Raw genomic sequence first — 13,554 nt, 5'->3', positions numbered from 1 at the left:
CGCATCGAGCGGAATGCCGCCAATAACTCGATGCCAGCAATGCTGCTCTCGGCAGCCTCTCCCTGTGTCAATAATCTCCGCTAATTAACGCCTTGGCAACCAAAAGTTTCCCGCTTCAGGATAGTTCAGGTAGACCGAAAAAGACAAAGGGCGCGTCGGGCCAAGCCCGACGCGCCCTTAAGTCTGGCAGAAAGTGCAAGCGCCCGATCAGGCGGGCAGCGCTTCCTTGGCCTGCTTGATGATGAGACCGAAAGCGGCGCTCTCGTTCATCGCGAGGTCGGCCATCACCTTACGGTCAAGCTCGATCCCGGCCAGCTTGGTGCCGTGGATGAACTGCGAATAGGTCAGGCCTTCGGCGCGAACGGCAGCGTTGATACGCTGGATCCACAGCGCGCGGAAGTTCCGCTTGTTCACCTTGCGGTCGCGATAGGCGTATTGGCCGGCCTTCTCGACAGCCTGACGGGCGACGCGAATCGTATTCTTGCGACGGCCGCGATAGCCCTTCGCCTGATCCAGAATCCGCTTGTGCTTGGCGCGGGTGGTTACACCGCGTTTGATGCGAGGCATAGTATATCTCCTTTAGCGCGCAGGCTCAGTTGAGGCCGTAAGGGGCCCACTTCTTGATGTGCTTCACGTCCGCTTCGGACAGCACATCGGTGCCGCGGTTCTGGCGAATATACTTCGCATTGTGGCTGATCAGGCGGTGGCGCTTGCCGGCGACACCATGCTTGACCTTGCCAGTAGCGGTGAGCTTGAAGCGCTTCTTCACGCCGCTCTTGGTCTTCAGCTTGGGCATTTTCATCTCCTTAGAACAGAGACACGTCCAACCGGCCCTGGCAGCCCTTTTCGCCAGGCAGGCAGATAAATCACGTGTCGGTGAAGCCGGGGCTCTTAGACAATTGCCCGCAAAAGGCAAGTGGCACGATTGGGAGCGCACTCCTCAGTGGTGGTCGTGGCCGGTCATGGCCTCGAGCACATCTTCGAGCCGCGCCGGATCGCCCAGCGCCAGCACCTGCCCGCCCGAACCGGCATGGAGCGGTTCGCCCGCCCAGTCGCACATCAGCCCGCCGGCGCCTTCGACAACCGGCACCAGGGCCGCGAAGTCGTGCAGCTTGAGGCCCGCCTCGCACACAATGTCGAGCTGGCCCGAGGCGAGGCAGCCGTAGTTGTAGCAGTCGCCGCCCATGACCATGCGCTTGTGGTTGGTCTTGGCCGCAAGCGCCATGAACACGTCGCCCTCGGCCTGGCTGAAATAGTGCGGCCCGGTGGTGGCAATGGCGGCTTCTGACAGCTCGCGGCAGGTGCGGGTTGTGACTGCTCCGCCGTTGAAAGTGGTCGGCTGACCGGTCACGCCGAGCCAGCGCTCGCCGGTGATCGGCTGGTCGATCATACCGAGCACGGGAAAGCCATCCACCAAGAGCGCGATCAGCGTGGCGAAAATCGGGCGGCCGGCGAGGAAAGCGGTGGTTCCGTCAATCGGATCGAGCACCCAGACCCGGCCGGACTTGCCCTCCTTCAAGCCATATTCCTCGCCGTGGATGCCATCGGCGGAATATTCGGCCTCGATCAGCTTGCGCATCGCCGCTTCGGCATTGCGATCGGCAATCGTCACCGGCGAGGCATCGGCCTTGGCCTCGTGATCGAGCGCAGTGCGGAACAGCGGACGGATTTCCGCCCGTGCAGCCTCGGCCAGACGGGCAGCGAGGGCAATTTCGGCGTCGAGTCGCATCAGGGCAGGGTCACTGGATCGTCTGCCATATGCACCCGGATCACGATGGCGCGCACGCCCTCAGGCCCCGCCTTCGGAGTGTGGACCACGCGCGGCGGGATAATGAAAGTCTCACCCGGCGAAACCACCTCCGGCTCGGCACCCGGCAGGCCGACCAGCGCCTCTCCAGCGATGACATAGAGGAACTCTTCCCAAGGGTGCGAATGGGGATCGCCCACCGCATCGGGGCCAAGGTTGAGATCGGTGACAATCAGCCGATGCTCCGGCGCGGCGGCAGGCGCGGTGTCGAACACAGGGTTAGGCCCGATGGGCGGGGTCCAGCCCGCCTGCGGAGCAGGCTCCTGCGCAAAACCAGCGCTGCACGCACCAAGGGCGACGGCCAGCAGCGGCAGGCTCAGGCGGGTCTGGATCGCTGCGGGCATCGTGTTGCTCCTAGTCGAACAGGCTGGAAACGCTGCTTTCGTCGGCAATGCGGCGGATCGCCTCCCCCACCAGCGGCGCGACGCTCAGCACGCGGATGCGTTCGGACGCCATGCTCGCCTCGGTCGGCAGGATCGAATCGGTGATCACCAGTTCCTTCAGCGCCGAGCCGTTGACCCGCGCCACCGCACCGCCCGACAGCACGCCGTGGGTGATGTAGGCGGCGACGCTCTTCGCACCTTGATCCATCAGTGCCGAGGCCGCGTTGCACAGCGTGCCGCCCGAATCGATGATGTCGTCGATCAGGATGCAGTGGCGGCCCTGCACGTTGCCGATGATGTTCATCACTTCGGATTCGCCGGGCCGCTCGCGGCGCTTGTCGACGATGGCGAGCGGCGCGTTGTCGAGTCGCTTGGCGAGTGCACGCGCGCGCACCACGCCGCCAACGTCGGGCGAGACCACCATCAGATCCTCGTTGCCGTAACGCGCCTGAATATCGGCCGCCATGACCGGCGCGGCATAGAGGTTGTCGGTCGGGATATCGAAGAAGCCCTGGATCTGCCCGGCGTGCAGATCGACCGACAGCACGCGGTTGGCGCCTGCCTCGGTGATCAGGTTGGCCACCAGCTTGGCCGAGATCGGAGTGCGCGGGCCGGGCTTCCGATCCTGCCGGGCATAGCCGAAATAGGGCAGCACGGCGGTGATCCGGCGGGCCGAGGCACGGCGCAGCGCGTCGATCCCGATCAGCAGTTCCATCAGGTTATCGTTGGCCGGGAAGCTCGTCGACTGGATGATGAACACATCCTCGCCGCGCACGTTCTCGTGGATTTCGATGAAGATTTCTTCATCGGCGAAACGGCGCACGCTGGCGTCGGTCAGCGGCACTTCGAGATAGCCGGCAATGGCGCGCGCCAGCGGCAGGTTGGCGTTGCCGGACATGATTTTCATGATGCAGGACCCTCGAGTTTGCGCAGGCGATTCCTCACGCGCCACGCTCTAGCGGCGCGTCACATGATTGCAACCTGCGAAGGGCGACAGGCGGGGGAAAGCGTGGCCCCTCCCAACCTCAGTCGATCCGATGCTCGCCCTTCACCCAGCGCACAGTCCCCGAGGAGGCGCGCATCACCACGCTCTCGGTGGTCATCACGCTACCACCCGCCGGACGACGCAGCGTCTTCACGCCCGCCAGCAGCGAGCCTTCGGTCACGCCGGTCGCAGCAAAGATGCAGTCGCCGCTGGCCAGGTCTTCCAGCTTGTAGATGCGGTCGAGGTCCTCGATGCCCCACTTGCGCGCACGGCCGCGCTCGTCGTCGTTGCGGAACAGCAGCTTGCCGTTGAACTGCCCGCCCACGCAGCGCAGCGCCGCCGCCGCCAGCACACCCTCGGGCGCGCCGCCCGAGCCCATGTACATATCGATGGTGGTTTCCTGATCGGTGGTCGCAATCACACCGGCCACATCGCCATCGCCGATCAGCACAACGCCACAGCCGATTTCGCGCAGCTCGCCGATCAATTCGGCATGGCGCGGGCGATCAAGCACGCAGACGATAATCTCGTGCGGCTTCACGCCTTTGGCCGCTGCCACCGCCTCGACATTTTCCCGCACGCTCTTTTCGAGGCTGATCACGCCTTGGGGATAGCCCGGCCCGACCGCCAGCTTCTGCATGTAGACGTCGGGCGCGTTGAGCAGGCCGCCCTCTTCCGCCGCCGCCAGCACCGCCAGCGAGTTCGGCCCGGCCTTGGCGCAGATCGTAGTGCCCTCCAGCGGATCGAGCGCGATATCGATCTTCGGGCCCTTGCCCGGCGCGCCGCCCACCTTCTCGCCAATATAGAGCATCGGCGCTTCGTCGCGCTCGCCTTCGCCGATCACCACGGTGCCATCTATATATAAGGTATCGAAAGCCTCGCGCATCGCTTCGACCGCAGCGGCGTCGGCGGCCTTCTCGTCACCGCGCCCGATCAGCTTGGAGGCGGCAATGGCAGCAGCCTCGGTCACGCGGACCATTTCGAGCACGAGGACCCGGTCGAGAACGCTTTCGCTGGCGGCGGTCTTGTCTGTCATACTGGGTTCTTCCCTCATGGCCTTGTTGCAGTTCGCTTAATTGGGGATCGAATCTATGTCGAGCCAGAGTGTGGCGCTATCTGCGATCTGTTTCGCAATTGCGGCACCCGCAACGCTGCATGCACAGGAACGCAGCGCCACGAAAGCAGCGGAACTGGCGGCGCGCCAGAGGAGAGCACTGCGCGAGGAGCTGACGCGCCCCGAAGAGTACCAGACCGATGCGATACCATCGTGGTCTGCGGCGCTGGAAAAGACAGCCGGGAAGAGACGCAACGGGGAATGTCGGTCCTGCCGGTCCCGATCGCCCCGCAAGTGACCCGGCTGGACGGCCTGCGCAGATCAGTGGCCATGATCGCGCAGTATGAACTCGGGGCCGGTCACGGGCTGACGGGGAACGGGCGCGCCGCCCGGCTTGTGCCAGAGCCTTAGTCGATCAGGCGCATCACCAGCGGAGCCTCGGTCAGCGCGGGGCTGCCTGCCAGCAGGTCGAGCGCCCTGGCGACCGAGCCCTCCGGCCCCTCGTGCGTGACCATGGCCACCAGCACCGGCTCGCCATCCTCGCCCGGCTTGCCGTGCTGGATCAGGCTCTCGATCGAGACTTCGGCATCGCGCAGCGCTGCGGTGATCTCGGCCAGGACGCCTGGGCGGTCGGCCACGGTGAAGCGGATATAGGCGCGGTTGTGGCGGCCAGCGGGATCGGCCGGCGTGCTCGGCTGCAACATCGTGGCGGGCAGGCCGAGCGGCGGCGGGTTGAAGCCGCGCGCGATATCGATGAGGTCGGCCACCACGGCGCTGGCGGTCGGCCCCATGCCAGCACCTGCGCCCTGGAGCAGCAGCTGGCCCACGTGATCGCCCTCGATCACCACCGCATTTGTCGGCCCCTTCGGCCCGGCAAGCGCATGATCCTTGGCGACAAGGCAGGGGGCGACCCGCTGAAACAGGTGGCACCCCATCTCGTCATAGGTGCAGTCGGCGAGGCCGATCAGGCGGATCACGAAGCCGAGCTGGTCGGCCTGCGCGATGTCGGCCGCGCGGATCGCGCTGATGCCCGAGCAATCGACCGCATCGAAATCGATTCGGGTGCCGAAGGCGAGTGAGGCAAGGATCGACAGCTTGTGCGCGGCATCCACGCCTTCGACATCGAAGGTCGGATCGGCCTCAGCATAGCCCAGCTCCTGCGCATCCTTCAACACGTCGCCGAAGTCGGCGCCGCTGCCCTCCATCTGCGAGAGGATATAATTGCAGGTGCCATTGAGGATGCCATAGATGCGCTCGATCCGATTGGCCGCCGCGCCTTCACCCAAGCCCTTCACCGCCGGAATGCCGCCCGCCACGGCTGCCTCATAGCGCAGCGGCACGCCGGCCTGCTCCGCCGCTTCGGCCAGCTCCATGCCGTGGTGCGCGATCATCGCCTTGTTGGCCGTCACCAGCCCCTTGCCGCCAGCGAGCGCCTTGCGCGCCAGCGCCAGCGCCGGACCGTCAGACCCTCCGACCAGTTCGACCACGACATCGACATCGTCGCGATCGGCAAAGGCCGTCATATCGTCTTCCCAGTCATAGCCCGACAGGTCGACACCGCGATCCTTGCTGCGGTCGCGCGCGTTCACGGCCACGATCTCGATCGGACGTCCCGCGCGCCTGGCAATAAGGTCGCCGTTCTCGGTGAGGACGCGGATCACACCCGCGCCCACCGTACCCAGCCCTGCCAATGCGATCCGCAAGCTGTCCGCCATTTAGTGCCCTCTTTCGTAATCCAACGGCCCGGGCGCTGATGCCGGGCCTTCGTCTTAGTGCAGGCGCGTTAGAGCCCGGCGCGAGCCATGGCTAGGGCCGGATCACCGCAAATAGAGGGTTTTTAGCCAATGCGACTTTCGCACGGCCCCAGTTCCCGCTTGATAAACGCGTAGTCCTCTTGCGCCTGACCCCGCGAGGCGCGGTCGGTCTGGAGATAGCTGTCGGCGGGAAGCTGCTCGGGCAGTTCGCAGGCGAAGCGATACCAGGCGATCGTCTCGGGCTCGGGCGGGCGGGCATCCTGATCGACGATCTCGCCCAACGACACGCCCCATTGCGGCGCCATGTCGGGACGCCGCACGACGCTGACCGAAACGGGCGCCCCGGTGGTGGTCTGGATGAACATCTGCGTCTCCGATTCGCCGGCAAGATTGCCAGCAACCGAGATCACATCCTTTATGCCCGTAATGGCGGGCAGCACATCGCTCGCAGCGAGCTGATTAAGCACCCGCTCGAGCCGGGCCTCGATCATCGGGCCAGCCGGAATCAGCGAATCGGATGACAGCAATTGCACCGAACCGGGCTGTCCGGGCACCGGGTCCGCGAAGAAAACGAACGCCTGACGGGTGATTCGCGGCAATTCCCCGTCCTGATTTGGCATCTTATCGACAAGAAAGTTCAACGATTCGCCCAATGGCAGCGGAGATTTCAATAATCGCTGGATTGTCGATTCGACATACAATCTGACCTGCCCCGGCGCGAGATTGGGCGCCCGCTCGGCGGGCACAACCACTTGATCATCAACGAAAACAACACCGACAACCTCGGCTTCAAGGGCATGATCGACGAGATCTGCATAGGTCGGCGCGCGTTCCGGCGGAAGTTCCGCCGAAATGGCTTGCTCAGAGCCTCCTGCCATGCCCGAACTCACGCATCCCGAGACGGCAAGGGCGGCCGAAGAGATGGCGGTAACCATACGAATTTTCGACAAAATCAGGGGGTGGACGGGCATCGACGCGTTCCTTTTCGGACCATGGTTCAGCGGCATAGCAACCCGCGAGTTTCGTACAATGAAATGACGCGCGAGTGAATCGCAGGTGAACGGATAAAGCGTTTGCCCATGCCGGATATCGCCGTTACACCCTCGCCAAACGGCCCGGCTAACAAAAGAAGATTACTGGCGCCTTAGCATTGCACATTCCATCAAGGTTTGCTGCAAAGGGGAAAGTGGTGTCGGTTATGGCCGGACATTTTTGAATCGAGCGTGGCCAGCATACCACACCATGGTTGCTGGCCCTGAGGGCCAGGCCCCTATGTGGGCATGGCGTGTTTGAGATGGAGTGATGGGACTGGATGGCTTACGCTGACCAACAAATGAGCGGTAGTCGCGTAATCGCGATTATCATCGTTGGCCTCATTCATGTCGTCATTGGCTATACGCTGGTCACCGGACTTGCCTATTCGGCGGTCAAATCGGTGGTCGAGCGTGTGACCACGGTCGATATTGAAGAGCCCGAACCCGAGCCGTCGGAGGAACCCCCGCCTCCGCCGGAACCTGATACGGCACCGCCGCCGCCGGTTGCGCCGCCGCCGCCGATCAATATCGCGCCGGCACCGCCGCCGATCGTGACACAGCCGCGGATTCCGCCGCCAGCCCCGCCTGCGCGCATCATTCCGCCGCCGGCTCCGGCTGCCCCGCCGCCCGCTCCGCCGCCCCCGCCTTCGCAGGCGCGTTCGGCGCAGCGTGACAACTTCAACCGTTGGGCCGCCCGTATTCAGGAAGCCTATCCGTCGCGTGCCATCCGGCGCGAGATCGAAGGTAACGTGGGTGTCGCGGTGACCATTAATGCCGATGGGCGTGTGTCTTCCTGCCGCGTGACTTCCTCGAGCGGCGAGTCCGTCCTCGACGAGGCAGCGTGCGAGGGCATGGAGCGGTATGCCCGCTACGACCCCGCCCTCGATGCAGCTGGCAACCCCACCTCCGGTAGCGATTCGCTGACGATCGTTTACCGACTGAGCTAACTCACCAGTTACAACCTAATCTCTTACGAAGAGGACTGATCCGCATGCTTATGAACATTCTTGCCGCCGCCGGTGATGCCGCAGCGCCTGCCACCGAATTCGGCTTCGTGCAGGCCCTGGAAGAAGGCGGCCCCGTCGCCTGGGCGATCCTTGCCATCATGATCATCATGTCGGTGGGCTCCTTCTACATCCTGATCACCAAGTTCATGGAACAGAAGAAGATCCTCAACCAGTACAAGGCGGTCCGTCAGGGCTTCTGGCGTGCCAACACGCTGAGCGAAGGTGCCGGCAAGCTCGAGAAGAACAGCGCCTGGCGCCAGCTGGTCGACGATAGCCTGAAGGCCCAGGCCGAGCATGACAAGATGCCCAACAGCCTCGAAGCCCATGACTGGCTGCACGGCTCGCTGATGCGTTCGGAAGATTCGATCACCTCGAAGCTGAACGGCGGCCTGTCGTTCCTCGCCACTGTCGGCGCGACCGCTCCGTTCGTCGGTCTGCTCGGTACGGTTATCGGTATCTACCGCGCTCTCATCAATATCGGCATGAGCGGCTCGGCCTCGATCGACAAGGTCGCCGGCCCGGTCGGTGAAGCGCTGATCATGACCGCCATCGGTCTGCTCGTCGCCGTGCCGGCCGTGTTCGCCTACAACTGGCTGCAGGCCCGCAACAAGAAGATCGGCGAACTGATGAGCGCCTTCTCGACCGACCTGCAGGCCTACATCACTTCGAACGGTGCCGTGAAGCCGGCCGTGACCGTGGCTGCCGCCAAGTCGGCTGCTGCTGCCAAGCCCGCCACCACCACCGGTGGCGTGCCGCCGAAGAAGGCCTGATAGCCAAAGCGGATAACTCGGCGGCGGGCCTTGCGTAGAATGTACCAGCCCGCCGCCTCCGTCCCAATTTTGAGATAGGACAAGTCATATGGCTATTTCGACAGGCGGTGGCGGCAACAAGCCGATGGCCGACATCAACACCACTCCGCTGGTGGACGTGATGCTCGTGTTGCTGATCATCTTCCTGATTGCCGTTCCCGTGGCCATCCAGACGGTCGAGAAGCTCCAGGTGCCGATTTTCGTTTCGGTCGAATCGAAAGACAAGGTGGAGAACCTGCTGATCACGGTGACCACTACCGACGCCGAAGGCCGCACCCCCAGCACACTGCGCACCAGCTATACCGGTGCCGATCGCAACGGCGAATGCCGTGTGTTCTTCAACAACACCACGCTGGTCGATTCGAGCGAGCTGTACGACCGTGCTTTCACGCGGCTCGACAATATCGTGCAGAAGGCCGGTGGCGTCGAAGCGATCATGTCCAACCCGGAGATGATCCCGCAGGTCCATATCCGCGGCGACGTCAACGCTCCGTGGCGCTGCGTGGCCGGCACTATCTTCAACGTCCAGGCGGCCGGCTATCCGACCGTGGGCTTCATCTCCAACCCGGTCGACCCCAACGGTTGATCGGAACTGGGCAGGAATCAGGAGTAACAACCTATGGCAATGTCAGGCGGCAAGGATGATGGCGCCCCGATGATGGACATGAACATGACGCCGTTGATCGACGTCCTGCTCGTGCTCCTCATCATGTTCATCATCACCATCCCCGTGGCAACGCACGCGATCAACATCGACCTTCCGGTCGCCAGCGACGAACCGCCACCGCCGGAGCAGGTCGACCCGATCAAGAACAAGATCGTGCTGACCCCCAATGGCGAAATCCTTTGGAACGCCACGCCGATCAACCAGGGCGAACTGGTTCGCAACCTGGAAGAAACGCTGCGTTTCGCGGTCGAGCCCGAACTTCAGTTCGAGCCGGAAGCCAACGCCAGCTACGATCTGTCGGCCAAGGTGCTGAACATCATCAAGGCTAGCGGCGTGACCAAGTTCGGCTTCGTGGGCAACGAAAAGTATCGCCAGTTCGGCAAGGGCTGATCGCTCTTACCTGACGCGAAAGCGAGATCGAAAAGGGGCTGCTTCGGCGGCCCCTTTTTTGTGTGAGCGGGCCGCCGGTTGAGAAGATGAATTGACGAAGCCCTAACTTCGTGATGTAATACCATCACATAGCTTGGGAGAGCGACGATGGCCTTTACGATTGCCCATACCGACCGCCCGCTGGGTGAGCTCAACACGACCCCACTTATCGACGTGCTCTTGGTGCTGCTGGTGATGTTCGTCATCACGATCCCGGTGGCCTCGCACAGTCTCACGGTCGATTTGCCGCGTGCCTGTACCCATTGCCCGGCAATCGACGATGTGAAGAACAAGGTCACGATCGAGCAAAGCGGTACGGTCCGCTGGAACGAACAAGCTGTCAACGAGGCCACCCTGCGCGACCTGCTAAGGCAGACACAGGCCATGCCGGTCGAGCCGCAGTTGCAATATGAGCCCGATGGCAACGCCTCCTATGCCCAGTCGGCGCGGGTACTGAACCTGATCCGCCGGGCTGGCGTAACGAAGCTCGGTTTTGTCGGCAACGAGCGCTATCGTAGTTTCCGTGCCGACTAGCTTCCGGCGCCCGAGGGCGGTTCGACGACTTGACCATGGCGAGCCCTTGTCCCGGGCAAACTCGCTGCCGATCCTGCTCTTCTTAAGCACGCTGGTGATGGTCGGACTGACCTTCGAAAGGGTGCCGATCCACGTCTTGACTTTCGATCTACCCCTTGCCGATCCGGCATATGGCTTACCTCGCCCGCCCGAAGAGAAGACTCACCTGCTCTCTCCCACGCGCTTCGGCAGCATTGAGTGGGACGGTAAGTCCATCACCACATCCGAACTCATTAGGCATCTGCAAGATGGGATGAGGCAACCCATCGAACCAAGGATCGTATTCGCGCCCGACGGCAATGCGAGCTATGAACTGGCGGTCCGAGTGCTCAAAATCATCAAGGACAGCGGAGTGACGAAGCTGTGCTTCGGAGAACTCGAGCGCTACAGAGAGTTTGCCAAGGATAGCCAGCAATACCGGCTAAATCTCACCCTGATCGCCCCCGAAGTGTCTATCGAGTGGGACAAAGCCGACCTTCGCCCTCCACAGCAGGCCCTGCCGCGCTGCTCATAAGCCTTCACCTCAATCTCGCTCGTCATCCAGCGGCTCCACCCGCATCGCCACCCCTTCAAGGCTCTCGGCCTCAAGCAGCAACTCGTCGTCCTGCGCCCCCTGCGGCACCGCCTCGCGCCCGATCATCACCATCACCGGCACCGCCAGCGGACTGACCCTCTCCAGCACCACATGCTCCAGCCGCGCAGCGGCCGTATCGAGCACCTCGGCCAGGCGTGCCACGTCGGTCATCTTCGCGCGCGCATCGGCCCAGGCCGCTTCAATCAGGACGTGGTCGGGCTCGTGTTTGCGCAGCACGTCGTAGATGAGGTCGGTCGAGAAGGTGACCTGTCGCCCGCTCTTGCGTTTGCCCGGCTGCTGGCGTTCGACAAGACCGCCGATCACCGCCACCTCGCGGAAGGCACGACGCAGCAGGTGCGACTGGGTGACCCAATCGCTGAACTCCTCGGTGAGGATGTCGGGCGAGAGCAACGGCGCCGGATCGTCCACCGGCTTCAGCCCCCAGACGGCGAGCGAGTAGTCATTCGCCACGAAGCCGCCCGGCATCAGCCCGCGTGCTTCCATCCGCGCGGTGATCAGCATCCCCAGCGACTGGTTCGCGTTCCACCCGGCGAAACTGTAGTACACCGCATAGTGCTGACCCGCATGGGGGAAGGTCTCGACCAGCAGGTTGTCCGGCCGCGGCAACTGGCTGCGCCAGTCCTGCACCTCCAGCCACTCGCGCACATCGTCGGGGAAGCGCCCCCAGCCCGCGCGGTCGGTCAGCAGTTCGCGCACCCGGCCCGCAAGGTGGGTGGTGAGCGGCAGGCGCAACCCACCATAGCTCGGGATCATCGCCGCCTTGCTGCTCGCGCGCACCACCAGCTCCATGTCGCGCAAGCTCTCGACCTCGACCGTCACCCCGGCAAAGCGAAACGTATCGCCGGGGCGCAATGAGGCGGCGAAGCGCTCCTCCACCTTGCCGAGCGAGCGTCCGTTGCGGAAGCGCACGTCGAGCATCTCCGAATCGACGATGATTCCCGCGTTGAGCCGGTGCCGTTGTGCCTGTTCGGGATGGGTCAGCCGCCAGGTACCGTCACGCTCGCGCACGATGCGGCGGAAGCGGTCGTAGGCCTTGAGCGCGTAGCCGCCCGTAGCCACGAACTCGAGCACCCGGCAGAACGCTTCGGCGTCGATCGCCGCATAGGGCAACGACGAGCGCACCTCGGCCAGCAGCGCCGCCTCGTCGAACGGCGCGGCGCAGGCGCAGGCCATCACGTGCTGGGCGAGCACGTCGAGCCCGCCGGGCCGGAAGTCCTCGCCATCGCGCTGGCCCTCGTGGACCGCATCGAGGGCGGCAGTCGCTTCGAGGAATTCGAACCGGTTGCCCGGCACCAGCAGCGCGCGGCTGGGCTGCTCGAGCCGGTGGTTGGCGCGCCCGATCCGCTGCAACAGCCGCGACGAACCCTTCGGCGCGCCCATCTGCACCACCAGATCGACATCGCCCCAGTCGACCCCCAGGTCGAGGCTGGCGGTGCAGACCAGCGCGCGCAGCTCGCCCCGCGCCATCGCTCCCTCCACCTTGCGCCGCGCCTCCTTCGAGAGCGAGCCGTGGTGAATGCCGATCGGCAGGTTGTCCTCGTTCGCGTCCCACAGGTGCTGGAAGACGTACTCGGCGAGGAAGCGCGTGTTGGTGAAGACCAGCGTCGTGCGGTTCTCGGCAATCCGCTTGTAAAGCTGCGGGATCGCCCAGGTCGCGGCATGGCCGCCCCATGGCACGCGCTCGCCATCGGGGAGCAGGATCTCCAGTTCGGGATCGGCCCCCTCCTCTCCTTCGACCAGCGCAACGCTATCGAGGTCACCCCAGGGCGCGAGCCAGCCGCGATAGCCCTCGGGGTCGGCCACCGTGGCCGAGAGCCCCACCCGCTGCATATCGGGCGCAATCGCCTGCAAGCGCGAGAGCGCCAATGCCAAGAGGTCGCCGCGCTTCTGGGTGGCGAAGGCGTGGATTTCGTCGATCACCACGCGCTTGAGGCCTTCGAACAGCGTGAAGCTGTCCGGGTAGCTGAGCAGCAGGCTGAGGCTCTCGGGCGTTGTCAGCAGCACATGCGGCGGGCGGGCGCGCTGGCGCTTCTTGCGGTCGGACGGAGTATCGCCGCTGCGGGTCTCGATGCGCAGGTCGAGCCCCATCTCCTCAACCGGGGTGATGAGGTTGCGCTGCACATCATGCGCCAGCGCCTTCAATGGCGAGACGTAGAGCGTGTGCAAGCCTTCGGGCGGCTTTGCGCCATCGAGCCGCGAGGAGCAGAAGGCCGCGAGCGTAGGCAGGAACCCGGCGAGCGTCTTGCCCGCGCCGGTGTCGGCCACCAGCATCGCGTGCTGGCCGCTGTCGGCAGCAGCCAACATCTCGGCCTGATGCCGCCGCACCCGCCAGCCGCGACCAGCGAACCAGTCGGCGATCTCGGGCGGGATGGCGGCGGCGGTCATGCCAATCCAACAAGGTGTGACAGGTGTGACACTGTCCTGAGGGGAAAATCCTGCGGGCTACGGCCCGGCTCA

At 64.2% G+C, this 13,554-nt stretch carries 16 protein-coding genes; 7 read left to right on the top strand and 9 right to left on the bottom strand.

Going from position 1 to position 13,554, the window contains the following annotated elements; translation table 11 throughout:
• Positions 1–207 precede the first annotated feature (207 nt).
• The 6 genes from rplT to glpX form a co-directional block, all read right to left on the bottom strand.
• Positions 208–567, bottom strand: a complete 360-nt coding sequence (gene rplT, locus ABDJ38_RS10060) for a 50S ribosomal protein L20 (protein ID WP_119591578.1) — start codon at positions 565–567, stop codon at positions 208–210.
• Positions 568–592: 25 nt separating this feature from the next.
• Complete coding sequence (rpmI, locus tag ABDJ38_RS10055) at positions 593–796, bottom strand: 50S ribosomal protein L35 (protein WP_119591579.1); 204 nt, start codon at positions 794–796, stop codon at positions 593–595.
• Between the two features lie 144 nt (positions 797–940).
• Entirely contained in the window at positions 941–1,729 is a 789-nt protein-coding gene (locus ABDJ38_RS10050; RefSeq protein ID WP_346784966.1) for an inositol monophosphatase family protein, read from the bottom strand.
• Entirely contained in the window at positions 1,729–2,151 is a 423-nt protein-coding gene (locus tag ABDJ38_RS10045; RefSeq protein WP_346784965.1) for a cupin domain-containing protein, read from the bottom strand. Before ABDJ38_RS10045 ends, ABDJ38_RS10050 begins: the two co-directional genes overlap by 1 nt.
• 10 nt (positions 2,152–2,161) lie before the next feature.
• Positions 2,162–3,097 (bottom strand): ribose-phosphate pyrophosphokinase, encoded by a 936-nt coding sequence (locus ABDJ38_RS10040; RefSeq protein WP_137680376.1) that lies wholly within the window; start codon positions 3,095–3,097, stop codon positions 2,162–2,164.
• A gap of 118 nt (positions 3,098–3,215) precedes the next feature.
• Positions 3,216–4,211: a class II fructose-bisphosphatase gene (gene glpX, locus ABDJ38_RS10035; protein ID WP_346784964.1), complete on the bottom strand. Its 996-nt coding sequence runs from the start codon at positions 4,209–4,211 to the stop codon at positions 3,216–3,218.
• A 279-nt stretch (positions 4,212–4,490) separates the two neighbouring features.
• On the opposite strand from glpX, the gene ABDJ38_RS10030 reads away from it, so the two are divergent.
• Entirely contained in the window at positions 4,491–4,640 is a 150-nt protein-coding gene (locus ABDJ38_RS10030) for a hypothetical protein (RefSeq protein WP_346784963.1), read from the top strand.
• Here ABDJ38_RS10030 and ABDJ38_RS10025 read toward each other — a convergent pair.
• Both ABDJ38_RS10025 and ABDJ38_RS10020 read right to left on the bottom strand, forming a co-directional pair.
• Entirely contained in the window at positions 4,637–5,944 is a 1,308-nt protein-coding gene (locus ABDJ38_RS10025; protein WP_346784962.1) for a homoserine dehydrogenase, read from the bottom strand. The genes ABDJ38_RS10030 and ABDJ38_RS10025 overlap by 4 nt on opposite strands.
• A gap of 122 nt (positions 5,945–6,066) precedes the next feature.
• Entirely contained in the window at positions 6,067–6,990 is a 924-nt protein-coding gene (locus ABDJ38_RS10020; protein WP_346784961.1) for a hypothetical protein, read from the bottom strand.
• Positions 6,991–7,316: 326 nt separating this feature from the next.
• On the opposite strand from ABDJ38_RS10020, the gene ABDJ38_RS10015 reads away from it, so the two are divergent.
• From ABDJ38_RS10015 to ABDJ38_RS09990, 6 genes are all read left to right on the top strand, one after another.
• A complete protein-coding gene (locus tag ABDJ38_RS10015; RefSeq protein ID WP_346784960.1) occupies positions 7,317–7,964 on the top strand; it encodes an energy transducer TonB in 648 nt (215 codons plus the stop codon).
• 44 nt (positions 7,965–8,008) lie between these two features.
• Positions 8,009–8,794, top strand: a complete 786-nt coding sequence (locus ABDJ38_RS10010; RefSeq protein WP_346784959.1) for a MotA/TolQ/ExbB proton channel family protein — start codon at positions 8,009–8,011, stop codon at positions 8,792–8,794.
• An 88-nt stretch (positions 8,795–8,882) separates the two neighbouring features.
• Positions 8,883–9,419, top strand: coding sequence for an ExbD/TolR family protein (locus ABDJ38_RS10005; RefSeq protein WP_346784958.1), 537 nt, complete (start codon positions 8,883–8,885; stop codon positions 9,417–9,419).
• Between the two features lie 33 nt (positions 9,420–9,452).
• A complete protein-coding gene (locus ABDJ38_RS10000; RefSeq protein WP_346784957.1) occupies positions 9,453–9,890 on the top strand; it encodes an ExbD/TolR family protein in 438 nt (145 codons plus the stop codon).
• A gap of 147 nt (positions 9,891–10,037) precedes the next feature.
• The gene (locus tag ABDJ38_RS09995) at positions 10,038–10,463 is read left to right on the top strand and encodes an ExbD/TolR family protein (protein WP_346784956.1); all 426 of its coding nucleotides are present in this window, start codon (positions 10,038–10,040) and stop codon (positions 10,461–10,463) included.
• A 46-nt stretch (positions 10,464–10,509) separates the two neighbouring features.
• Positions 10,510–11,016 carry an ExbD/TolR family protein gene (locus ABDJ38_RS09990; protein ID WP_346784955.1) on the top strand — a complete coding sequence of 169 codons (507 nt, stop codon included), beginning with the start codon at positions 10,510–10,512 and terminating at the stop codon, positions 11,014–11,016.
• A gap of 9 nt (positions 11,017–11,025) precedes the next feature.
• Here ABDJ38_RS09990 and ABDJ38_RS09985 read toward each other — a convergent pair whose 3' ends face one another.
• Positions 11,026–13,482: a ligase-associated DNA damage response DEXH box helicase gene (locus tag ABDJ38_RS09985; RefSeq protein ID WP_346784954.1), complete on the bottom strand. Its 2,457-nt coding sequence runs from the start codon at positions 13,480–13,482 to the stop codon at positions 11,026–11,028.
• Between the last annotated feature and the right edge of the window lie 72 nt (positions 13,483–13,554).

This window comes from Aurantiacibacter flavus, assembly GCF_039710615.1.
In the GTDB taxonomy this organism is placed as follows: Bacteria; Pseudomonadota; Alphaproteobacteria; order Sphingomonadales; family Sphingomonadaceae; genus Alteraurantiacibacter; species Alteraurantiacibacter flavus.
Note: the sequence above shows the minus strand (reverse complement) of the source record. Positions and strands in the feature narration are given on the sequence as shown.